Origin of the sequence: Sphingomonas sp., from assembly GCF_051962185.1 — a bacterium.
Taxonomy (GTDB): domain Bacteria; phylum Pseudomonadota; class Alphaproteobacteria; order Sphingomonadales; family Sphingomonadaceae; genus Sphingomonas.
Genome location: NZ_JBQCCN010000310.1, coordinates 1 through 20,320 on the forward strand (window position 1 = coordinate 1; position 20,320 = coordinate 20,320).

27 protein-coding genes are annotated in these 20,320 nt (G+C 65.6%); 19 read left to right on the forward strand and 8 right to left on the reverse strand.

All coding sequences use genetic code 11. The features are described from left to right. The first annotated feature begins 92 nt into the window (after window positions 1-92). The 10 genes from accB (at window position 93) to ACTHJR_RS18885 (ending at window position 6,868) form a co-directional block, all read left to right on the forward strand. Complete coding sequence (gene accB, locus ACTHJR_RS18840) at window positions 93-554, forward strand: acetyl-CoA carboxylase biotin carboxyl carrier protein (protein ID WP_440524962.1); 462 nt, start codon at window positions 93-95, stop codon at window positions 552-554. Window positions 555-565: 11 nt separating this feature from the next. Continuing rightward, window positions 566-1,918, forward strand: coding sequence for an acetyl-CoA carboxylase biotin carboxylase subunit (accC, locus tag ACTHJR_RS18845; protein ID WP_440524963.1), 1,353 nt, complete (start codon window positions 566-568; stop codon window positions 1,916-1,918). Between the two features lie 22 nt (window positions 1,919-1,940). Then, window positions 1,941-2,450 (forward strand): hypothetical protein, encoded by a 510-nt coding sequence (locus tag ACTHJR_RS18850; protein ID WP_440524964.1) that lies wholly within the window; start codon window positions 1,941-1,943, stop codon window positions 2,448-2,450. Window positions 2,451-2,625: 175 nt separating this feature from the next. After that, window positions 2,626-3,294, forward strand: coding sequence for a hypothetical protein (locus tag ACTHJR_RS18855; RefSeq protein WP_440524965.1), 669 nt, complete (start codon window positions 2,626-2,628; stop codon window positions 3,292-3,294). Window positions 3,295-3,333: 39 nt separating this feature from the next. Further along, window positions 3,334-4,032, forward strand: a complete 699-nt coding sequence (locus tag ACTHJR_RS18860) for an RNA polymerase sigma factor (RefSeq protein ID WP_440524966.1) — start codon at window positions 3,334-3,336, stop codon at window positions 4,030-4,032. Between the two features lie 65 nt (window positions 4,033-4,097). Further along, a complete protein-coding gene (locus tag ACTHJR_RS18865; RefSeq protein ID WP_440524967.1) occupies window positions 4,098-4,442 on the forward strand; it encodes a hypothetical protein in 345 nt (114 codons plus the stop codon). A 7-nt stretch (window positions 4,443-4,449) separates the two neighbouring features. Further along, complete coding sequence (locus ACTHJR_RS18870) at window positions 4,450-4,872, forward strand: DUF2231 domain-containing protein (RefSeq protein ID WP_440524968.1); 423 nt, start codon at window positions 4,450-4,452, stop codon at window positions 4,870-4,872. A 57-nt stretch (window positions 4,873-4,929) separates the two neighbouring features. Next, window positions 4,930-6,156, forward strand: coding sequence for an MFS transporter (locus tag ACTHJR_RS18875; RefSeq protein ID WP_440524969.1), 1,227 nt, complete (start codon window positions 4,930-4,932; stop codon window positions 6,154-6,156). Further along, on the forward strand, window positions 6,153-6,491 hold the full coding sequence (arsC, locus tag ACTHJR_RS18880) for an arsenate reductase (glutaredoxin) (RefSeq protein WP_440524970.1): 339 nt from the start codon (window positions 6,153-6,155) through the stop codon (window positions 6,489-6,491). The genes ACTHJR_RS18875 and arsC overlap by 4 nt, the downstream gene beginning before the upstream one ends. A 101-nt stretch (window positions 6,492-6,592) precedes the next feature. Beyond that, window positions 6,593-6,868: a hypothetical protein gene (locus tag ACTHJR_RS18885; RefSeq protein ID WP_440524971.1), complete on the forward strand. Its 276-nt coding sequence runs from the start codon at window positions 6,593-6,595 to the stop codon at window positions 6,866-6,868. A gap of 46 nt (window positions 6,869-6,914) precedes the next feature. Here ACTHJR_RS18885 and ACTHJR_RS18890 read toward each other — a convergent pair whose 3' ends face one another. Beyond that, window positions 6,915-7,589 carry a hypothetical protein gene (locus ACTHJR_RS18890; RefSeq protein ID WP_440524972.1) on the reverse strand — a complete coding sequence of 225 codons (675 nt, stop codon included), beginning with the start codon at window positions 7,587-7,589 and terminating at the stop codon, window positions 6,915-6,917. A 109-nt stretch (window positions 7,590-7,698) separates the two neighbouring features. Here ACTHJR_RS18890 and purL point away from each other — a divergent pair, with 109 nt between their 5' ends. The 6 genes from purL to bfr all read left to right on the forward strand — a co-directional run bounded on the left by purL (window position 7,699) and on the right by bfr (window position 12,964). After that, window positions 7,699-9,915, forward strand: coding sequence for a phosphoribosylformylglycinamidine synthase subunit PurL (gene purL, locus ACTHJR_RS18895; RefSeq protein ID WP_440524973.1), 2,217 nt, complete (start codon window positions 7,699-7,701; stop codon window positions 9,913-9,915). Window positions 9,916-9,955: 40 nt separating this feature from the next. Next, the gene (locus ACTHJR_RS18900; RefSeq protein WP_440524974.1) at window positions 9,956-10,405 is read left to right on the forward strand and encodes a hypothetical protein; all 450 of its coding nucleotides are present in this window, start codon (window positions 9,956-9,958) and stop codon (window positions 10,403-10,405) included. A gap of 13 nt (window positions 10,406-10,418) precedes the next feature. Further along, window positions 10,419-10,856 carry a hypothetical protein gene (locus tag ACTHJR_RS18905; protein ID WP_440524975.1) on the forward strand — a complete coding sequence of 146 codons (438 nt, stop codon included), beginning with the start codon at window positions 10,419-10,421 and terminating at the stop codon, window positions 10,854-10,856. Continuing rightward, the gene (locus ACTHJR_RS18910) at window positions 10,853-12,136 is read left to right on the forward strand and encodes a DUF418 domain-containing protein (protein WP_440524976.1); all 1,284 of its coding nucleotides are present in this window, start codon (window positions 10,853-10,855) and stop codon (window positions 12,134-12,136) included. Before ACTHJR_RS18905 ends, ACTHJR_RS18910 begins: the two co-directional genes overlap by 4 nt. A 64-nt stretch (window positions 12,137-12,200) precedes the next feature. Then, the gene (locus ACTHJR_RS18915) at window positions 12,201-12,371 is read left to right on the forward strand and encodes a (2Fe-2S)-binding protein (RefSeq protein WP_440524977.1); all 171 of its coding nucleotides are present in this window, start codon (window positions 12,201-12,203) and stop codon (window positions 12,369-12,371) included. Window positions 12,372-12,475: 104 nt separating this feature from the next. Further along, window positions 12,476-12,964, forward strand: coding sequence for a bacterioferritin (gene bfr / locus ACTHJR_RS18920; RefSeq protein WP_440524978.1), 489 nt, complete (start codon window positions 12,476-12,478; stop codon window positions 12,962-12,964). Between the two features lie 175 nt (window positions 12,965-13,139). Here bfr and ACTHJR_RS18925 read toward each other — a convergent pair whose 3' ends face one another. The 5 genes from ACTHJR_RS18925 to panB form a co-directional block, all read right to left on the reverse strand. Beyond that, the gene (locus ACTHJR_RS18925) at window positions 13,140-13,544 is read right to left on the reverse strand and encodes an Hpt domain-containing protein (RefSeq protein WP_440524979.1); all 405 of its coding nucleotides are present in this window, start codon (window positions 13,542-13,544) and stop codon (window positions 13,140-13,142) included. A 139-nt stretch (window positions 13,545-13,683) separates the two neighbouring features. After that, entirely contained in the window at window positions 13,684-15,048 is a 1,365-nt protein-coding gene (gene der, locus ACTHJR_RS18930; RefSeq protein ID WP_440524980.1) for a ribosome biogenesis GTPase Der, read from the reverse strand. 49 nt (window positions 15,049-15,097) lie between these two features. Then, entirely contained in the window at window positions 15,098-16,426 is a 1,329-nt protein-coding gene (locus ACTHJR_RS18935) for an outer membrane protein assembly factor BamB family protein (RefSeq protein WP_440524981.1), read from the reverse strand. A gap of 5 nt (window positions 16,427-16,431) precedes the next feature. Further along, on the reverse strand, window positions 16,432-17,115 hold the full coding sequence (locus ACTHJR_RS18940) for a tetratricopeptide repeat protein (RefSeq protein ID WP_440524982.1): 684 nt from the start codon (window positions 17,113-17,115) through the stop codon (window positions 16,432-16,434). Window positions 17,116-17,242: 127 nt separating this feature from the next. After that, a complete protein-coding gene (panB, locus tag ACTHJR_RS18945) occupies window positions 17,243-18,115 on the reverse strand; it encodes a 3-methyl-2-oxobutanoate hydroxymethyltransferase (RefSeq protein ID WP_440524983.1) in 873 nt (290 codons plus the stop codon). A 124-nt stretch (window positions 18,116-18,239) separates the two neighbouring features. Between panB and ACTHJR_RS18950 the strand changes: the two genes are divergently transcribed. The 3 genes from ACTHJR_RS18950 to ACTHJR_RS18960 are packed head-to-tail and all read left to right on the forward strand — an operon-like array spanning window position 18,240 to window position 19,295. Further along, window positions 18,240-18,656, forward strand: a complete 417-nt coding sequence (locus tag ACTHJR_RS18950; RefSeq protein ID WP_440524984.1) for a hypothetical protein — start codon at window positions 18,240-18,242, stop codon at window positions 18,654-18,656. Window positions 18,657-18,658: 2 nt separating this feature from the next. Next, on the forward strand, window positions 18,659-19,081 hold the full coding sequence (locus ACTHJR_RS18955) for a hypothetical protein (protein WP_440524985.1): 423 nt from the start codon (window positions 18,659-18,661) through the stop codon (window positions 19,079-19,081). Beyond that, window positions 19,074-19,295: a helix-turn-helix transcriptional regulator gene (locus ACTHJR_RS18960; protein ID WP_440524986.1), complete on the forward strand. Its 222-nt coding sequence runs from the start codon at window positions 19,074-19,076 to the stop codon at window positions 19,293-19,295. Before ACTHJR_RS18955 ends, ACTHJR_RS18960 begins: the two co-directional genes overlap by 8 nt. Window positions 19,296-19,313: 18 nt before the next feature. On the opposite strand, the gene ACTHJR_RS18965 is transcribed toward ACTHJR_RS18960, so the two are convergent. Next, window positions 19,314-19,754: a hypothetical protein gene (locus ACTHJR_RS18965; RefSeq protein ID WP_440524987.1), complete on the reverse strand. Its 441-nt coding sequence runs from the start codon at window positions 19,752-19,754 to the stop codon at window positions 19,314-19,316. 66 nt (window positions 19,755-19,820) lie between these two features. Further along, window positions 19,821-20,168, reverse strand: coding sequence for an arsenate reductase (locus ACTHJR_RS18970; RefSeq protein WP_440524988.1), 348 nt, complete (start codon window positions 20,166-20,168; stop codon window positions 19,821-19,823). Window positions 20,169-20,320 lie beyond the last annotated feature (152 nt).

Here is a 20,320-nt window from a genome sequence, read left to right on the forward strand (position 1 = left end):
GCCGCCCGCCGCCGCCACCGGGCGCGCCTTTGAAGTCGCCCGCCAGGGGGCAGACGACGGGTCGAAGGGCAGACGATCAGACCAATGGGGGCATGCGAGTCGATGTCGAGCTGGTGCGCCAGCTCGCGGCTTTGCTGGACGAAAGCAACCTGACCGAGATCGAGGTCGAGGACAACGACCGCCGCATCCGCGTCGCGCGCGAAGTGCATGCCGTTGCCGCGGCGCCGGTCAGCTATGCCGCGCCGGCAGCGAGCGCGGCACCTGCCGCGGCCGCGCCGAGCTCACCGGCCGCCGCCGATCCCGCGCCCGCCGCCAACACCGCCAACGCGGTCAAGTCGCCGATGGTCGGCACCGTCTATCTGGCGGCGAACCCCGAAGCGAAGCCGTTCATCGCGGTCGGACAAAAGGTCGCTGCCGGGGAAACGCTGGTGATCATCGAGGCGATGAAAGTGATGAACCCGATCACGGCGCCCATTGGTGGCACGGTGTCGGCGATCCTGATCGAGAACGGCCAGCCGGTCGAGTTCGACCAGCCGTTGGTCGTGGTCGAGTAAGCCAGGCGGGCATGCCCGAAATCAAGAAACTGCTGATCGCCAATCGCGGCGAGATCGCGCTGCGTATCCACCGCGCGTGTCATGAAATGGGGATCAAGACGGTCGCGGTCCATTCGACCGCCGATGCCGACGCGATGCACGTGCGGCTGGCCGACGAGGCGATCTGCATCGGGCCGCCGCCGGCGACCGAATCGTATCTCAATATCCCGAACATCATCTCGGCGGCCGAGATCAGCCATGCCGATGCGATCCATCCGGGCTATGGCTTCCTGTCGGAGAATGCCCGTTTCGCCGAGATCGTCGAGGCGCACGGCATCATCTTCGTCGGGCCCAAGCCCGAGCACATCCGGACGATGGGCGACAAGATCGAGGCCAAGCGCACCGCCGGCGCGCTCGGCTTGCCCCTGGTTCCCGGCTCGGACGGCGCGATCAGCGATATCGCCGAGGCCAAGAAGATCGCCGAGGCGGCGGGCTATCCGGTGATCATCAAAGCCGCGTCGGGCGGCGGCGGGCGCGGCATGAAGGTCGTCAATTCGCCCGAAGAGCTCGAAACCCAGATGCAGCAGGCGGGCAGCGAAGCCAAGGCTGCGTTCGGCGACGCCACCGTCTATCTGGAAAAGTATCTCGGCAATCCGCGCCACATCGAGTTCCAGGTGTTCGGCGACGGCAACGGCAATGCCATCCATCTCGGCGAACGCGACTGCTCGCTACAGCGCCGCCACCAGAAGGTGCTGGAAGAGGCCCCCTCCCCGATCATCACGCCCGAAGAGCGCGAGCGGATGGGCGGGATCGTCGCCAAGGCGATGGCCGAGATGGGCTATCGCGGCGCCGGCACGATCGAATTCCTGTGGGAAGACGGCGAGTTCTACTTCATCGAGATGAATACCCGGCTCCAGGTCGAACATCCGGTGACCGAGGCGATCACCGGCCTCGACCTCGTCCGCGAACAGATCCGCATCGCCGAAGGGCATCCGCTGACGCTGCGCCAGCAGGACGTGCAGTTCCGCGGCCATGCGATCGAATGCCGCATCAATGCCGAGGACCCGCGCACCTTCGCGCCGTCGCCGGGGCTGGTGAAGCAATATCATGCGCCGGGCGGGATGAACGTCCGCGTCGATAGCGGGCTCTATGCCGGCTATCGCGTGCCGCCTTATTACGATTCGATGATCGCCAAGCTGATCGTCTACGGCACGACCCGCCAGGGCGCGCTCCGGCGTCTCCGCCGCGCGCTCGAGGAATTCGTGATCGAGGGGATGAAGACCACCATCCCGCTCCACCAGGCATTGCTCGACGATCCGGAATTCCAGCAGGGCCAGTACACGATCAAATGGCTCGAAGAATGGTTGGATAGGCAAGGGGCCTGACCCGATAGAGTGGAGGGGCGTGGTGCGGAAAGCGATCATCCTGCTCGGACTGGCGGCGATCGCCGCGGCACCCGCCTCCCCGGTCAATTCGCTCGCCGGGCGCTATTCGAAGCATTTCCAGAATGGGATGGTCGACGGCTCGAAATTCTGGTCCGACGATGTCGTCGAGATCGTACCGGTCGATGCGACGCATGCCTATTTCCGCGCCGACCTCGCGTTCTACAATGGCCATAGCTGCGGCATCACCGGCATCGCCAAGGCGGTCGGCGACAAGTTCGTCTATACCGAGAAACAGCCGATGTACGACGGCGGCCCGACGTGCCGATTGACGATATCGGCCAAGGGCAAGAGCCTGTTGCTCGACGACGGCGAGGGCAGCTGCCGCGGCTATTGCGGCGCGCGCGGGTCGCTGAGCAATTTCGACTTCATCCCGTTCGCGTCGAAACGACCGATCACCTACATGGCGCGGCTCAAGGGATCGAGCCAGTACAGCAGCGCGATCGCAGATTGGAAAGCGGGCAAGACGGAGTGACGGAGGGCGAAAACCCTCTCCCGCTTGCGGAAGAGGGGGGGCCCGTCGCGGAGCGATGGGAGAGTGGGGGGCTTCTTTCTTCTTTTGGGCGAGAGCCGCTTGGAAGCAGAAAGGAGACCCTCACCCAACCCTCTCCCGTAAACGGGAGAGGGCTTTAGATAGCGGGAGGCGCTTCATGTTCATCGGTCACTATGCGCCGGCATTCGCTGCCGCGACGTCGGCCAAATCGCCAAAGCTGGGCGCCCTGTTCGTCGCCGCACAGCTCGTCGACATCGCCTTCTTCAGCTTTCTGATCCTGGGCGTCGAGAAAATGCGGATGCTGCCCGGCGCCACCGTGATGAACGGCATGGACCTGTACGACATGCCCTGGACCCACAGCCTGGCCGGCGCGATCGGTTGGGCTGTGCTGTTCGCGATCGTCGTCCGGCTGTTGCGCGGATCATGGACCGCGGGCGCGATCGGCGGCGCGGTGGTGGTGTCGCACTGGCTGATCGACCTGCTGGTGCATCGCCCCGACCTGACCCTCGCGGGGAGCCCGCCGAAACTCGGGCTGGGCCTGTGGAATCACCCATGGATCGAGATACCGCTCGAACTCGCCTTCGCGTTCGGCGGGCTGTGGTTCTTCGTCAGCCGGACGCGCGCGACCGGGCCGGCGGGCAAATGGTCGCCATGGCTGCTGGCGCTGGGCATGGCGGTGCTCCAGGCGATCAACTGGACGACGCCGCAACCGACAGAGGCAGGTCCCGCGCCGGTTTCGACCGGCTGGCTGGGGCTGTTCGCTTATGCAATCCTCGCGCTGCTGGCGTGGCGGACGGCGCGCAACCGGACGCTGCGCCGTGCCTGAGCGGGAACCTTTTTCCGGGCGATTGCATCCAATGGAACGATGACCCTCCTTCGTTCTTCACCGGTCCGCGATGAAATCGGGCTGATCGACCGCGCCCGGGCCGGCGATCACGACGCGTTCCGCGCGATCATGACACGGGGCAACCAGCAATTGTTTCGCGTCGCGCGCAGCATCGTCCGCGATGAAGCCGAAGCGGAAGACGTGCTGCAGGAAAGCTATTTGCGTGCTTTCCGTGCGATCGCCGGGTTCCGCGGCGATGCCGATGTCATGACCTGGCTGACCCGGATCGTCGTCAACGAGGCACGCGGGCGGCTGCGGGCGCGCCGGCCGACGGTCGAGATCGACGCGATCGAGCAGGCACAGCGATCGGGCGCGGCGATCATCGCCTTTCCGCTGCCGCCCGGCGTGCCGACCCCCGAGGCGGCAGCCGAGACGATTCATCTGCGCCGGATGATCGAGTCAGCGATCGACGACCTGCCCGAGCCGTTCCGGCTGACCTTCATCCTGCGCGACGTCCATGGCTGCGACACCGCCGAGACCGCCGCCGCGCTCGATATCGCCGAGGCCACGGTCAAGACGCGGCTGCACCGCGCGCGCCGGCTGATGCGCGCCGCGCTCGACGACCGGTTGCGCGCGACGATCGCGGAGGCGTTCTCGTTCCTGGGCAGCGCTTGCGCGCGGATCACCGCCACGGTGATCGACCGGCTCGACAGCGAAGCCCCCCTGCCCGACCGCTGAGGAATTTACGGGAACCTTTGTCTCCCCATCCCATCCAATGGGCTGAAACCTAGGGGAGAGATGTCATGCTGGTTTATGCCGTTATCGTCTTCGCCATCGCGGCGGTTGGCGGATTGATCATGGCCGCGTCGGTGTTGCGCGGGCTGTTCGCGCCCTGGGCCCTGTCGTTGATCCACGCGGCCCTCGGCGCGACCGGGTTGGTCCTGGTACTGCTCGCCGTTGTGCACGGCGCCAAGGGCATGGCACCGATCGCGCTCGCCATCCTGGTGGTCGCGGCGCTTGGTGGGTTCCTCCTCGCTTCGTTCCACCTGCGCAAGCAGCCCGGGCCGAAGGCGGTCGTCGTCATCCATGCCGGTGTCGCGGTGATCGGGTTCCTGCTGCTCGCCGGGACCGCGTTCGAGCTGGTCTGACCGGTCGATGCGTCTGTTCGGTCACCCGCTTCACCCCATGCTGGTGCATTTCCCGATCGCGCTGTGGGCGGCCGGGAGCCTGGCAGACGCACTGACCCTGGGCGGAATCGAAGGCGCGCGGTCGATCGCCTGGCTGGCGATCGGCGGCGGCGGCGCGGTGGCACTGGTCACCATGACCGCGGGTCTGCTCGACTATGCCGAACTCGACGACGAGTTGTTGCCGGTCGCGCAGCGGCACATGGCGCTGATGGGGCTGGCCTGGCTGCTCTACGCGGTGGCGTTCGTGTGGCGCAGCCACGGTCTGGCGCCGGGGACCGGGTCGATCCTGGGCCCTGCTCTGTGCGGGTTCGCCGGCTTCGTCGCGTTGATCGCCGGCGCGTGGCAAGGCGGGCAACTCGTCTACCGCTTTGGTGCCGGCGTCGCGCGCTGACGGCTGGTATGGACGCCCGGTTTCGCGTAGCCCCTGCCCGGCACAGGGGAGAGCCGGATGTCGCTGGTCACCGAACTCAAGGGACTGAATCGCAGCCAAGTCCATTCGATCTGGGCGAGCTATCTCGGCTGGACGCTCGACGCGTTCGATTACTTCCTGTTGGTCTTCATGCTGTCGGCGATCGCGAAGGAATTTGGCACCGACATCAAGACGGTGTCGGAGGCGACCTTTCTGACATTGGCCGCGCGCCCGTTCGGCGCCTTCGCCTTCGGTTGGCTGGCCGACCGGTTCGGACGGCGGCCGATCATGATGATCGTCATCCTGTTGTTCTCGGCCTTTTCGCTGGCGTCGGCCTTCGCCTGGTCGCTGGCCAGCCTGTTCGTGATCCGGACGATGTTCGGCTTCTGCATGGGCGGCGAATGGGGAGTCGGCGCGAGCTTGGTGATGGAATCGGTCCCGATCAAATTGCGCGGCCCCGTCTCCGGCCTGCTCCAATCGGGCTATCCGACCGGCTATTTCCTCGCCAGCCTGATCTATTTCCTGCTGTTCGACGCGATCGGCTGGCGCGGCATGTTCATGGTCGGCATCGCACCGGCGATCCTGGTCTTCCTGATCCGGATGCATGTCGACGAAAGCCCCGCCTTCGAGAAGCGGCGCGGCGAGCGGCCGGCCAATCCGTTCGCCGAACTGCTCAAGAACTGGAAGATCGCTCTGTACCTCGTGGTGCTGATGGCGGCGTTCAACTTCTTCAGCCACGGCACGCAGGACATCTATCCCACCTTCCTCAAGGAACAGCACAAGTTCGACACCCATCTGACGGGACTGCTCGCGATGGTCGGAAACGCCGGCGCGATCGTCGGCGGGATCGGATTCGGCATCTGGTCGGAGCGGATCGGCCGCAAGCGCGCGATCATTATCGCCAGCCTGCTCGCGCTACCGATCATCCCGCTCTGGGCGCTCAGCTCGACGCCACTGATGCTCGGCCTCGGCGCTTTCCTGATTCAGGTCGCGGTGCAAGGGGCCTGGGGCATCGTACCGGTGCATCTCAACGAACTGTCGCCCTCGCTGGTCCGCGGGATGTTTCCCGGGGTCGCCTATCAGCTCGGCAACCTGATCGCGTCGCCCAATCTCCCGATCCAGGCGCGGATCGCTGAAAGTCATGGCGGCAATTACGGCTTCGCGCTTGCCCTGGTCGCCGGGATCACCGCAGTCGTACTGGTGGCTTGGACGGCGATCGGTCCCGAGCGCACCGATGTGGATTTCCTCAAGGAGAAGACGAATTGAAGGCGACGATCTGGCATAACCCGCGCTGCTCGAAATCGCGCGAGACGCTGGCAATCCTGCAGGACGCGCCGGGAGTCGAGGTGACCGTGGTCGACTATCTCAAGACGCCCCCCTCGCGCGACGAACTCGCCGCTCTCTATGCCGCCGCGGGGCTCACACCGCGTGAAGGCCTGCGCAAGAGCGAGGATGGTGCGAAGGCGCTAAAGGACGCCGACGATGATGCGATCCTCGACGCGATGGCCGCCGACCCGATCCTGATCGAGCGGCCGCTGGTCGAAACACCCAAAGGGGTGCGGCTGGGGCGTCCCCCCGAGAACGTGCGCGAAATCCTATGATCGGGGTGATCAAAGCCGGTTTCGCCAGCTAGAATATATCGGCAGACTGCGGTCGGGAGCTATAGGATCGCGATCAGCGATGATTTGGATGGGGGAAAACGATGAGAACGATCGGACTGTCGACCGTGTTGGCGGGTGCGCTCTGCGCGAGCGTTGCCGCGGCGGCGCAGGATAGGAGCCCGTCCGGGACGACGCCAGCGCCCGACACCGAGAAGAAGATCTGCCGCACGATCACACCGACCGGTTCGATCATGGGCAAGCGCTTCTGCCTGACCAAGGCCGAATGGAAAAAGCTGAATGACATCAATGCCGACAATGCCGAGACCGGCCTGTCGGCTCGCCGATTGCGCAATCAAAAGGGCGATCTGGAGTCCTGAGTCGCGACGACTGGGGCGCGGCACCGACGCCGCGCCCTCTTCGCCGTCACTCTGACTTCGTCGTGACCGTCGTCTTGGTCTTGACCGTGGCGGGGGCCGCCTTTCGGACGACGACATGCCGCTTCGCAGCGACGCGACGCTTCACCACGACGCGTTTGCGCGGAGCGACATTGACTACCTTGGTCGGCGCTGCCGGGGCGACCGTCTCCGTGGTCACGGTCGTGCTGGTCGGCGCGGGCGCGGGCGGCGGCGGTGCCGGCGGCGCGGCGATGATCACCGGTGGCGGCGGCGGCGCATTGCGCGCGGCATTGGCGTCGGCTTCCGCCGCGGCGGCGCGGGCATTGGCATCGGCGGCCGAGCGCGCGGCATCGGCCGCGGCGGCATTGGCCGCATTTCTGTCGTCGCGCGCGCGCGCCAGCTTCGCGCGCTGAGCTTCGCCCAGCGCCTGATCGGCGAGCATCGAGGCATGATTGGCGTCTTCGATGGCCTTGACCTTGCTGTCGTGCGCCAGGTCCTCCTGAGCGGTGCGCAGCATCGCCTGCGCTTGGGCCAGCAGCCGCGGGACTTCCCCGGCGGCGCCGACCTTGCTTGCGGCATCGACCTTGGCTTGCGCCGCGGCGACGGCGGCCTCTGCCCGGTCCTTCTTCCCCTGCCCGAACGCTGGCGGCGCGATGACGAGCGCTGCCCCCGAAACGCACGCCAAGATGAGTGGATAACGCATACTACCTCCTCTGTCTTGGAACGGTCCGCACAACGATCGTTACATATCGGCGGTTCCGAAACGGCCTGCAGGGTGACGGACGCGACGAGGGCCGCTAAGGGCGTGCGGCATGACCGGAATCACCCCTGAAATCGTCGCCGAGCACGGCCTGTCGCCCGAGGAATACGAGCGCGTCCTGCACGCAATGGGGCGCGAACCGAACCTGACCGAATTGGGCATCTTCTCGGTCATGTGGTCCGAACATTGTTCGTACAAATCGTCGCGTATCCATTTGAAAAAGCTGCCGACCAAGGCACCGTGGGTGATCTGCGGGCCGGGCGAGAACGCCGGCGTGATCGACATCGGCGACGGCCAGGCGGCGATCTTCAAGATGGAGAGCCACAACCACCCGTCGTACATCGAACCCTATCAGGGCGCGGCGACCGGGGTCGGCGGCATCCTGCGCGACGTCTTCACGATGGGCGCGCGGCCGGTCGCCAATCTGAACGCGCTGCGCTTCGGGCGGCCCGACCATCCCAAAATGCGCCACCTGATCGCCGGCGTGGTCCATGGCATCGGCGGCTATGGCAATTGCGTCGGTGTCCCGACGGTCGGCGGCGAGGTCAATTTCCATGCCGCCTATGACGGCAACATCCTGGTCAACGCGATGACCGTCGGCGTCGCCGAAACCGCCAAGATCTTCTATTCGGCCGCCTCCGGCATCGGTAATCCAATCGTCTATGTCGGCTCCAAGACCGGCCGCGACGGCATCCATGGCGCTACCATGGCGTCGGCCGATTTCTCCGAGGATTCAGAAGAGAAGCGCCCGACGGTGCAGGTCGGCGACCCGTTCACCGAGAAATTGCTGATCGAGGCCTGCCTCGAACTGATGGCCTCGGACGCGATCGTAGCGATCCAGGACATGGGTGCGGCGGGCCTGACCTCGTCTTCGGTCGAGATGGCGTCGAAGGGCGGCGTCGGGATCGAGCTCGACATGAACGCGGTGCCGTGCCGCGAAACGGGCATGACGCCCTATGAGATGATGCTGTCGGAGAGCCAGGAGCGGATGCTCATGGTATTGAAGCCGGGCCGCGAGGCCGAGGCGGAAGCGATCTTCCGCAAGTGGCAGCTCGATTTCGCAGTGATCGGCACGGTGACCGACTCCGGCCGGATGGTGCTGACCTTCAACGGCGAGACCGTCTGCGACATCCCGCTCGGGCCGCTCGCCGACGAGGCCCCGGCTTACGATCGGCCGTTCGTCCGCACGCCCGCCCCCGCCGACCTAGCCGACGTGCCCGAATCGACCGACCGGACCGGCGACCTGCTCAAGCTGATGGCCTCTCCCGACATCGCCAGCCGCCGCTGGATCTGGGAGCAATATGACCACATGGTCGGCGCCGATACCGTCCAGCGCCCCGGCGGCGATGCCGCGGTGGTCCGTGTCCATGGCACCGACAAGGGCCTCGCGATCACCACCGATTGCACGCCGCGTTATTGCCTGGCCGACCCGTTCGAGGGCGGAAAGCAGGCGATCGCGGAAGCTTGGCGCAACATCTGCGCGGTCGGCGCGACACCGCTCGCGACCACCGACTGCATGAATTTCGGCAACCCGCAGCGGCCCGAGATCATGGGCCAGTTCGTCGGCTGTATCGAGGGCATGGCCGAAGCCTGCGCCGCGCTCGACTTCCCGATCGTGAGCGGCAACGTCTCGCTCTACAACGAGACCAAGAATGACGACGGCAGCGGCTCGGCGATCCTGCCCACCCCGGCGATCGGCGGTGTCGGCCTGCTCGACGATTACACCAAGAGCGCGACGATCGCGTTCAAGCGCACCGGCGACGCGATCCTGGCGGTCGGCGAACGCGGCGGGCATCTCGGCCAGTCGATCTGGCTGCGCGAAGTCCATGGCCGGGAGGATGGTCCTCCGCCCCCGGTCGACCTCAAGGCCGAACGCCGTACCGGCGAGTTCGTCCGCTCGGCGATCGAGCGCGGGCTGATCAGCGCCTGTCATGACGTCGCCGACGGCGGTCTGGCGGTGGCGCTGGCGGAAATGGCGCTGGCCGGCGGGATCGGGGCGATGATCAACGAGGCGCAGCCGTTCGGCGTCGCGGGATCGTTCTTCGGCGAGGACCAGGGATTGTACGTCGTCACCGTCCCCGACGAGGCGTTGGCAGAATTCCTGGCCGACGCCGCGGCGGCCGACGTGCCCGCCGACCCGATCGGGCGGACGATCAAGGATCGCCTGATCTTCGAGCTCGACGAAGGCGATTGGTGCGTCAGCCTGGCCGACCTGCGCGCCGCGCACGAAGGTTTTTTCCCGCAATTGATGGGCGACACGATCGCCTGACGGCTGTCCTGGCGGCGCAATGGTGATAGCGTCGGTGTCCATGGCACCGACCGCTCCTCCGCCATCGTCCGCCGCGGCGCCGTCGGCGGGCTATTCGGGTACGCCGCTGGCGAAGAAGCTGAACCTGGCGTCCGGGATACGCGCCTGGTTTCACGCGATGCCCGAGAGCGTGCGCGCCGAGATCGATCCCGCAGCGATCGGCCTGATCCTGGTCGACACGCCCGAACCCGGAATCGAGGCCGCGCACATCTTCGTCACCGAGCGCGTCGAGCTCGAGCGCTTGATCGACGAACTCCGCGCCTCCATCGCGCCGGCGGGGCAGATTTGGGTGTCCTGGCCCAAGAAAGCGTCGAAAATGCCGACCGATATCACCGAGGACTCCATTCGCGAGGTCGCGTTGCCGACCGGCTTGGTCGACATCAAGGTCTGCGCGATCGACGCGATCTGGTCAGGGTTGAAGCTGGTGATCCGGCGCGACTTGCGCGGCTAGGATAAGGGGGAACATGGGAAGCACGGGCCGCAGGATCGTCCGGGCGACATTGGTCGCCGGCACGCTCGATATCCTGTCGGCGTGCGTCTACACGCTGATCGCCGGGCATAGGCCGCTGATGATGCTCAAGGGGCTGGCGAGCGCGATCGCCGGCAAGCACGCGGTGACCGGAAGCGGCTGGTTCGCCCTGCTCGGGCTGGGTCTCCATTTCGCGATCATGGCGGTGATGGCGGCATTCTTCATCCTGATCGCCAATCGGATGCCGGTGCTCAAGACGCGCTGGCTGGTCGCCGGCATTGCCTATGGCATCGGCCTGTGGGCAGTCATGAACCTGATCGTCCTGCCCCTGCGCTTCGGCTGGCATCCATTCACCGCGCTCGGCCTTGCCGAGCAATTCTTCAGCCATATCGTCCTGGTCGGCATTCCGATCGCCTGGTTCGCGCGGCGGTGACCGAAATCGCGTCGAACGCGACTGTTGCCGAGCCGGGCCGACTGCGCACGCTCGACGCGGTGCGCGGGGTCGCAGTGATGAGCATCCTGCTGCTCAACATCATCGACTTCGCCATGCCCGGCTATGCCGAGATCGATCCGAGCTACTACGGCGGCGCGATGGGCGCGAATTGGTGGGAATGGGCGATCGCCTATGTGATCGGCGACGCCAAGTTTCGTGGCTTGTTCACGATGATGTTCGGCGCCTCGACGATCCTGATCGCGGATCGCGCGCTGGCGAGCGGACAGCGGCCGGCGGTCGTGCATTATGCCCGGATGGCGACGCTGGTCGCGTTCGGTATGGTTCACGCTTACCTGATCTGGTCGGGCGACATCCTGGTGCTGTACGCGCTCGTCGGGATGATCGCCTTTCTCGGCTGGCGCGTCCGTCCGCGACTGCTGATGACGATCGGGATGCTGTTGCTCGCGTTCAAGCTGGTCGACGGGCTGTCAGCCTATCGGCAGATCGAAAGCCTGCGGATCGCGGTCGCCACGGGGAAGGCGGATGCCGCGCAACGGACCGATTGGCGGACATTCGAGCGCGAAGCCGACCCGCATCGCGAGAATATTCCCAATCTGCTGTCCGGCTATCGCGGATCGTACGCCGATGCGTTCAAGGTCAGGTTGCCCGAGACGATCTTCGTCCAGACCGTGATCAATCGCATCGCTTTCATCGACACCTTCGCGTTGATGCTGATCGGGATGGCGTTGTTTCGCTGGGGCTTCTTTTCCGGTGCCTGGTCGAGACGGGCCTATTGGACAGCGGCCGCCGGCGTGCCGCTCTTGTGGCTCTGTTACGTGCCGCTGGTCGACTGGCTCGACGCCACGCGCTGGTCGCAACTGACGATGATCTCGACCGAGGCGATCCAACTGACGTTGCTCCGCCCCTGGCTCAGCCTGGGCTATGCCGCGCTCGTCATCCTGTTCGTGCAATCGGACCGATTATCGTGGCTGGCCGACCGCTTCGCCGCCACCGGGCGGATGGCGTTTTCCAACTATCTCGGCACGTCGATCGTCTGCACCCTGATCTTCAATGGCTATGGCCTCGGCTGGTACGGCCATCTGCAGCGCTGGCAGTGCCTGATCGTCGTCGCCGGTCTGTGGGTATTGATGCTCGCGTGGTCAAAGCCATGGCTCGATCGATTCGTCTATGGTCCGTTCGAATGGCTGTGGCGTAGTGCCGCGCGCGGTCGCCCGCAGCCCTTCCGCCGTCGCGCCGCAGTTGCAAATGTCTCGCAATAGTATTGCGAATCGATCTCACTATCGCTAACTCGACTGTAACGAGCGCGAGGGAATAATCGGTCTCATGATGGTCTGCGTCTGCAATGCGATCCGCGAACGCGAAGTGCGCGAAGCCGCGCGCAACGGATCGATGACGGCGTGCCAGGCCTATCGCGCGCTCGGCCGCCAGCCGAAGTGCGGCCAGTGCGTCCCGTTCGCGCGATCCATTATCGATGACGAGCGCGCTGCTGCGTAACGTTCGCAAGTCGAAGAAACCGCAGAAATCAGCCATTTTTTAGACTGTCTTGCGCTGTTCGAGCGGGCTATAGCCGTTCCCGGAGAACAACGAAGGGCAGCACCATGAAGGGCGATCCGCAGGTCATCGATTTCCTCAACTCGGCACTCAAGAACGAGTTGACCGCGATCAACCAATATTGGCTGCATTATCGCCTGCTCGACCATTGGGGCGTGCAGAAACTGGCCGAGTTCGAGCGCCACGAATCGATCGACGAGATGAAGCATGCCGACTGGCTGTCGGAGCGCATCCTGTTCCTCGACGGACTACCCAATTTCCAGCTGCTCGGCCGCCTGCGCATCGGCGAGACGGTACAGGAAGTGCTCAAGGCCGACCTCGAGCTCGAGATGGAGGCGCTGCCGCTGCTGCGTGACGCGATCGAGCATTGCGAAAAAGTGCGCGACTATGTCAGTCGCGATCTGTTCCGCCGCATCCTGGACAGCGAGGAGGAGCATGTCGACACGCTGGAGCGCCAGTTCGACATGATCGAGCGGATGGGGCTGGAGAATTATATCCAGCTCAATGCGAAATCGGCGGAAGACAGTGAAGGCTGAAGGACTGCGCGCTGGTTCGTTCCAACCGTCATCCCGACCTTGTGCCGGGATCCGCCTGGCCGCGCGTGATGCGGTCCGAAGGTCTTGGCCATGACCTGGCTGCACGGCAAATCCCGGCACGAGGCCGCAGTGACGCGGTAGTGCTGGAAATCGATGGACTAAAGCAGCGCCGAAATCAGGCCCGGCGGCCGAACGCCGGACGGCGCTCCACCAGCGGATTGGCCTCGCGCTCGAGCATCGACAGCGTCGCCTCGAACGTGGGGCGCAACTTGACGACATGTTCGAGCGCCTGATCGGGCACGTCGCGCGTCTCGACGCACTGGCGGCCGATATGCTCGATCGCCTCGGCGATCGCGGCGAGCGGTTCGGCGCCGAACTGGCGCGATTCGCCTTTCAGCGTGTGGGCCGGCAATACGATCGCGGCGGCATTGCCCGCGCGCATCGCGTCCTCGATCGCGGCGACCGACTTGACCCCATCTTCCTTGAAATAGCCGAGAATGCGGACGAAGCCGGCGCCAAGCTCGCTGCGCGCGGCCTGAAACGCGGTCCAGTCCACAAGTTGCCCGTTCTCGATCGTCACCCTTGCCTCCACCCGTATCGGAATCCCCCGCAGGTCCGATACGACCGATGTAGCCGCGCCAGGTAAACGACCGGTTGATGCATTTTCGTCTCAGGCGCCGATAAGCCCTTGGCGCCACGTTCCTTTCGCTAAATTCGGTTCATTTCTGATCGAACGGGTTCTTGGGCGCGCGCAGACTGAGCCGCACCGGGACCGCGCCGAAGCCGAGTTCGCGCCGCATCGAATTGACCAGATATCGTTCGTAGCTCGCCGGCAATTGATCGACGCGCGTCCCGAAAATGACGAAGCTGGGCGGCCGCGTCTTGACCTGGGTGACGTAGCGCATCTTGATCCGCTTGCCGCCCGGCGCGGGCGGCGGGTTGGCCTCGACCGCGCGCTCGAACCAGCGATTGAGCTCGCCGGTCGGCACGCGCTTCGACCACGCCTCGCGGGTCTCGAACGCCGCGCCGAGCAATTGATCGATGCCCTTGCCGGTCGCCGCCGACACGGTGATGACGATGACGCCCTTGACCTGGCTGAGGCCGTCCTCGAGCGCCTTCTTGACGCCGTTGAACAGCGACGAGGCGTTCTCCGCGATATCCCATTTGTTGAGCGCGATGACCAGCGCGCGCCCTTCCTGCAGCACGCGATCGGCGATCCTGAGGTCCTGCGCCTCGAGCCCCAGGGTGGCGTCGAGCAACAGCACCACCACTTCGGCGAAATCGACCGCGCGCAAGGCGTCGGCGACCGACAGCTTTTCCAGTTTCTCCTGAACCTTGGCGCGCTTGCGCATGCCGGCGGTGTCGATCAGGCGCACCGCGCGCGGGCCGTTGCGCGGGTCCTGCCAAGTCCAGTCGATCGCAATCGAATCGCGCGTGATGCCGGCCTCGGGACCGGTGATCAGGCGATCTTCGCCCAGCATGCGGTTGATCAATGTCGACTTGCCGGCGTTGGGTCGTCCGACGATCGCGAGCTTGAGCGGCGCGTCGGGGCGGTCGTCTTCGTCCTCCTCCTCGAACTCCTCGGGCTCGGGCACGAAGGGAACGAGCGCTTCGAACAGATCGGCGATGCCCTCGCCATGCTCGGCCGACAATTGCACGGGGTCGCCGAAGCCCAAGGCGAGCGATTCGATCACCCCCGCTTCACCGGCACGCCCTTCCGCCTTGTTGGCGACCAGGATCACCGGCGTGGTCGAACCGCGCAGCCAGCGCGCGATTTCCTCGTCCAGCGGGACGATTCCGGCGCGCGCGTCGATCAGGAACAAGGCGACATCGGCCTGCGTCACCGCCGCCTCGGTCTGCTGACGCATGCGGCCGGGAAGCGTGGCAGCGTCGAGATCCTCATACCCCGCGGTGTCGATCACCCGGAAATCGAGCCCCAGCAGATGCGCGTCGCCTTCCCGCCGGTCGCGGGTCACGCCGGGCTGGTCGTCGACCAGGGCAAGCTTCTTGCCGACGAGCCGGTTGAACACTGTCGACTTGCCGACATTGGGGCGGCCGATGATGGCGACGGTGGGTAAAGGCATGAACGGGGTGTAGACGGGGCGACGCCCCGCGTCACCCCGCCCTTAATCCTTACCGGTAGGCGCTGATCCGCCCGCGCTCGTCGAGCACGTAGAGCGTGTTGTTGGCGACGACCGGGCCCAGGTTGAACCCGTCCTTGCCCGGGATGGTCTGGCCGATGCTGCCGTCGCTCGGCGAGGCGAAGACGAGGTCGCCCAGCGAGTTGACCAGCACCAAACGGTTGCCGGCGAGCACCGGGCCGTACCAGGTCAGCGGGTCCTTCTTCTTTTTCTTCTTCTCGACCTTGAAGGCGCGCAACTGGCTGATCCAGCGGATCTTGCCGGTCGAACGCTGCAGGCAATAGAGCTTGCTCTCGTCGGTCACGACGAACAGCCATTCGCCGGCAAGCCATGGCGTCGAGATGCCGGCGAAATTCTGTTCCCACAGGCGCTGGCCGCTGGCGAGGTTGACCGCCACCAGGCGGCCGCCCTGCCCCAAAGCATAGACGTTGCTTTCATCGATGACCGGATCGGCGTCGATATCGGCCAGGCTCGACACCGAGGTCGAGATGCTGGTGCGCGACAGCGCGTCGCCCCACAGAGCACGGCCGTTTTCGGCGCGATAGGCGTTGAGTTCGCCCGACGAGAAGCCGGCGACCACGGTCAGATGCGCGACCGCGGGGGCGGCGACGCCGAACACGCCTTGCGATTCGAGGCTGCCCGACGCGGACCATATCTGCTGCCCGTTGGCGAGCGACAGCGCGAACAGCTGGTTGTCCTGGCTGAGCGTGTAGAGCTGGTCGCCGGCGATGGTCGGCGCGCCGCGCAGCGGCGGCCCCGGCTTGGCGCGCCAGATCTCGGCACCGGTCTTGGCATCGAACGCGACCACGTCGCCCAGGCCGGAGGTCGCGTAAACGCGACCGTTGTCGTAGCTCGCGCCGCCGCCGAAGCGCGCCGCCTTGCTCTTTTCTTCCTTGGCAACCGGCACGGTCCACAACGCCGCACCCGAATTGGCGTCGAACGCATGGAGCGCGCCATCGACGTCCACCACGAACATCTTGCCGTCGCCGATCACCGGCGCCGCCGCCAGCCGCTCGCGGTTCGAGCCGGCGGGAATGTCGACGGTCCACAATCTGCTCACGTTCGCGGCCAACGCCAGATGGCCCATGTTCTTTTCGGCATTGCCGCCGGACTGCGCCCAATCAGCGTTGGCGGCGGGAGCCGGCAACAGGACGTCGAGCCCCGAGATCGCCGGATCGACCTTGGCATCGCTTTCGGACACGAGGATCGGCACGCGGTCGCCGAGCACCGGCGTCTTCTTGCTACCGCCCTTCAACACGCCGCAGGCGCCGAGCGCAGTCAGCGCCACCAGCGCAATCGGCATCCTCCACTTGGTCGTCATGCTGCTTACTTGCCCTTCTGAACGTTCGTGCCGGGATCCAGAGCCTCGGTCGCCTGAACCGCGCGTTGACGGATGCTGTCGGGGACCTTGTCGCTCTCGGCGATCAATTTGAACATGGCGCGCGCTTCGGCGGTGCGCTTCAGCTTGATGTCGGCCATCGCGACCATTTCGCCGGCGCTGCCCAGCCATGCCGAATCGCTGGTGGCGAGCGGCTTCAGCCGATCGATGACCGCTTGCGGCGCCAGCGTATCGAATTCGGCTTGGGTCTGGCGGATCGTCGCGAGGTCGCGAATCGGCTGGCCAACCGACGTATCGCCGGCGACTTCCGCGAATTTCGCCGCGGCCTGCTTATCCTTGCCCGCGGCGATCAGCTCGTTGGCCTGGAGCAATTTGGCGATCGCGCGATAGCCAGGCGTGCTGTCGTTCGCCAGCTTGTCCACCGGCGCCTTGGCCGCCTGCGCGTTGCCGCTGGCGATCGCGTCATAAGCTTGCTGCAATTCGATCGCGTGCTTTTCGGACGCGCTGTGGCTCCACGCGCGCCAGCCGAGCACACCGGCGAAGATCAGCAGCCCGGCGACGACCGCGCCGACGATCAGTCGGCCATAATTCCTCCATACGTCGACGATCTGATCGCGACGGAGTTCTTCATCGACCTCGCGCAGGAAGGCTTCATCGGTGTTCGGCGTCACGGCCAAGGGGGTAGGCTCCAATTGGGGGCAAAATAAGTCGGCGGACCTTAGGGACCGAGTCCGGCTCTCGCAATGGCCGTGATCCGCCACGGCCCCTTAGCGCCGTGGCCCTCGAAAGCAACGCGGATCAGGTCTTGGGAAGATAGGTCTGCTCGATCCCCGGGAAGGTGCGATTGCGCACTTCCTCGGCATAGCGGCCGACGGCGTCGGTGATGCGTCCCGCCATGTCGTCGAACTTCTTCACGAAACGCGGCGTGCGCTCGAACAGGCCGAGCATGTCCTCCGCGACCAGCACCTGGCCGTCGCAGGCAGCCGAGGCGCCGATCCCGATCACCGGGATATCGGTCGTTTCGGCGAGCGATCGCGCGATCGGCTCGACCACGCCCTCGACCACCACCGAAAAGGCGCCGGCGGCGGCGACCGCCTGGGCGTCGCCCTTGATCCGCGCCTCTTCCTCCTGGCTGCGCCCGCGCGCGCCATAGCCGCCGAGCGTGTTGATCGCCTGAGGGGTCAGGCCGATATGCGCCATCACCGGCACGCCGCGCTCGGTCAGGAAGCGGATGGTCGGCGCCATTGCCGTCCCTCCTTCGAGCTTGACCGCGGCGCATCCGGTCTCCGCCAGGATGCGGCTCGCACTGGCGAAGGCCTGTTCGGGCGCGGCCTCGTAGCTGCCGAACGGCATGTCGACCACCACCACCGCGTGGTAGCTGCCGCGCACCACCGCCGCGCCATGCGCGCACATCATGTCGAGCGTGACCGGCAGCGTCGAAGGCAGCCCATAGACCACTTGCCCAAGCGAATCGCCGACCAGCAGCAGGTCGCAATGCGGGTCGAGCAACTGCGCCATGCGGACCGTGTAGGCGGTCAGCATGACCAGCGGCTCGGCGGTCTTCCCCTCGAACTTGCGGCGCTGGATCGCCGGCACGGTCAGCCGCTTCATCGGCGCCGGCGTCGGGTGCGCGCGGCTGGTCGAGGTGTCGATGGTGAAGGTGGTGGACATGGCGCGCTCCCTAGCCAGTTCCGCATCCCATCGCCAGCGCCGACCATCGCGGAAGTTGGTCACTCTTGACTCTATGTTAGTTCTACATAACATTAAGACTATCGATTCGAACATGAGGTCAACAATGTCATTCAGGGAAAAGATCGCCTGGCTGTCGGTGACCACGACGGTCATCGTGTGGGGCACCTATTTCGGCTTTCTGCTGACGAGTGCGCGGCATTTGCCGCCGCCGGGGCAATTCGGCGGGTTCTTCGCGGCGGTGGTGGTGCAGACCATCCTGGTCATCGCGGGATCGGTCGTCACCGCCATCCTGTCGCCGAGCGACGCCGGTGCGCCGCGCGACGAACGCGACAGGGCGGTGTCGCACGGCGCTTACGCACTCGCTTATCCGGTGCTGCTCAGCCTGATCGTCTGTATCGCCGCTAGCCTGTACCTGGGCGTGGATGCGCAGGGTATGACTTATGAGATCATGGCCGCGATCGTGATCGCCGAGATCGTCCATTACGGCGCGCAGATCGTCGGCTATCGACGGGGAGCATGACCATGGCCTATCGCGAAAAGATCGCCTGGCTGACGCTCGGCTGCATGATCGTCGCTTATACCGTCTATTTCTCGCTGGTGCTGTCGGGGCATGTCGGGCCGCGGCTGCTCGACATTGTCTGGACCTTCGGCATCGTCGCGTCGATCCAGGCGATCGTCGTCATCGTCGGCCATATCGTGCTGGCGATGGCGAGCGGCCCCGAAGGCCGCGCTCAGCCCGACGAACGCGACCGGGCGATCGCCCGACGCGGCGGCAATATCGGATATTTCGTGTTGTTGGCGGGCACGATCCTTGTCGGCGTCGTCATGCCGTTCAGCGATCCGGCGCCAAAGATCGTCAACACGGCGCTGCTGGCGATCGTGTTGGCGGAAGCGGTTCGCTACGTGCTCATCCTCCAGAGCTACAGGAGGGGCTGGCATGGCTAAGCCCCTTCCCGGCCGGGTGGTCAATCAGATCCGCCTGCTGCGCTTCATGGCCGGCGAGATGACCCAAGCCGAGCTCGGCGAGCGGATCGGCATGACGCGGCAGACCGTGGCGGCGATCGAGGCGGGCAAATATTCGCCCACGCTCGAAGCCGCGTTCCGCATCGCGCAGGTGTTCGACAAGCCGCTGGACGAAGTGTTTCAATGGGAGGGCTGATGCCCTCCCCTGTACCCGTCAGCGCCCGATCCAGCCCTTCTTCGCGGCCATTCCCGAAAACCAGATCGCGACCAGCGCGACGGTCGCGATGAACACCGGGAACGGGACGACCTTGGCGGCGCCTTCGTGCGCGATCAGGTCGGTCATGGCGAAGGTGTAGCCGAACTGCACGATCACCGCGATCAGCGAGATCCAGAACAGGATGATTGCGCGGCGTTCGCGGAGCAGCAGCGCCAGCCCGCCGAGCAGCCCGCCGAACGTCCCAACCGCATAGACGTAATTGTACCAGGCCGGCAGCGACTGATAGAGCGCCTGATGATAGGGATCCTGTTCCCACATCGCCGATGCCGCGCCCAGCCGGAATTGCTCGACGCAGAAATAGCAGCCGATCGCGTTCCACAGCACGAGCAGGATCGCCACGATCCAGAACCAGACCGGCGGCTTCGTCGTAACGGCCATCATCCCCTCCCCTGTTCAGATGGCGAGGAGACTGCGCCCTGACGGGCCGCCTGACAAGCCTAGGGTCTAGCCGATGCCGCCTGCTTCCCAGGCATTGGGCTTGAACCCCGCGACCAGTTTCCCGTCCCCCTCGACGATCGGGCGTTTGATCATCGACGGCTGCGCCAGCATCAGCGCGATCGCCTTGTCTTGCGTGAGGTCGGCCTTGTCGGCGTCGGGCAGACCGCGAAAGGTCGTGCCGGCACGATTGAGCACGATTTCCCAGCCAAGCGCATCGGTCCATCGCCGCAGCGAGGTCTCGTCGATTCCGGCTTTCTTGTAGTCGTGAAAGCCATAAGCGACGCCACGGCCGTCGAGCCAGGTTCTGGCCTTCTTGACCGTGTCGCAATTGGGGATGCCGTAGAGCGTAAGCATGGCGCGCGTTTAGGCGAGCGGTTGCCGCGCGGGCAAGATGCTAGGAGTCCGTTTGAAAACGTGCTGGCGGCGCGTTTCGCGGCACCGGCCCGCTCCCCCACCCGACCGCCCAATCAGGATATTCTATGGGTGATCGGGTGGGGGAGCGGGCC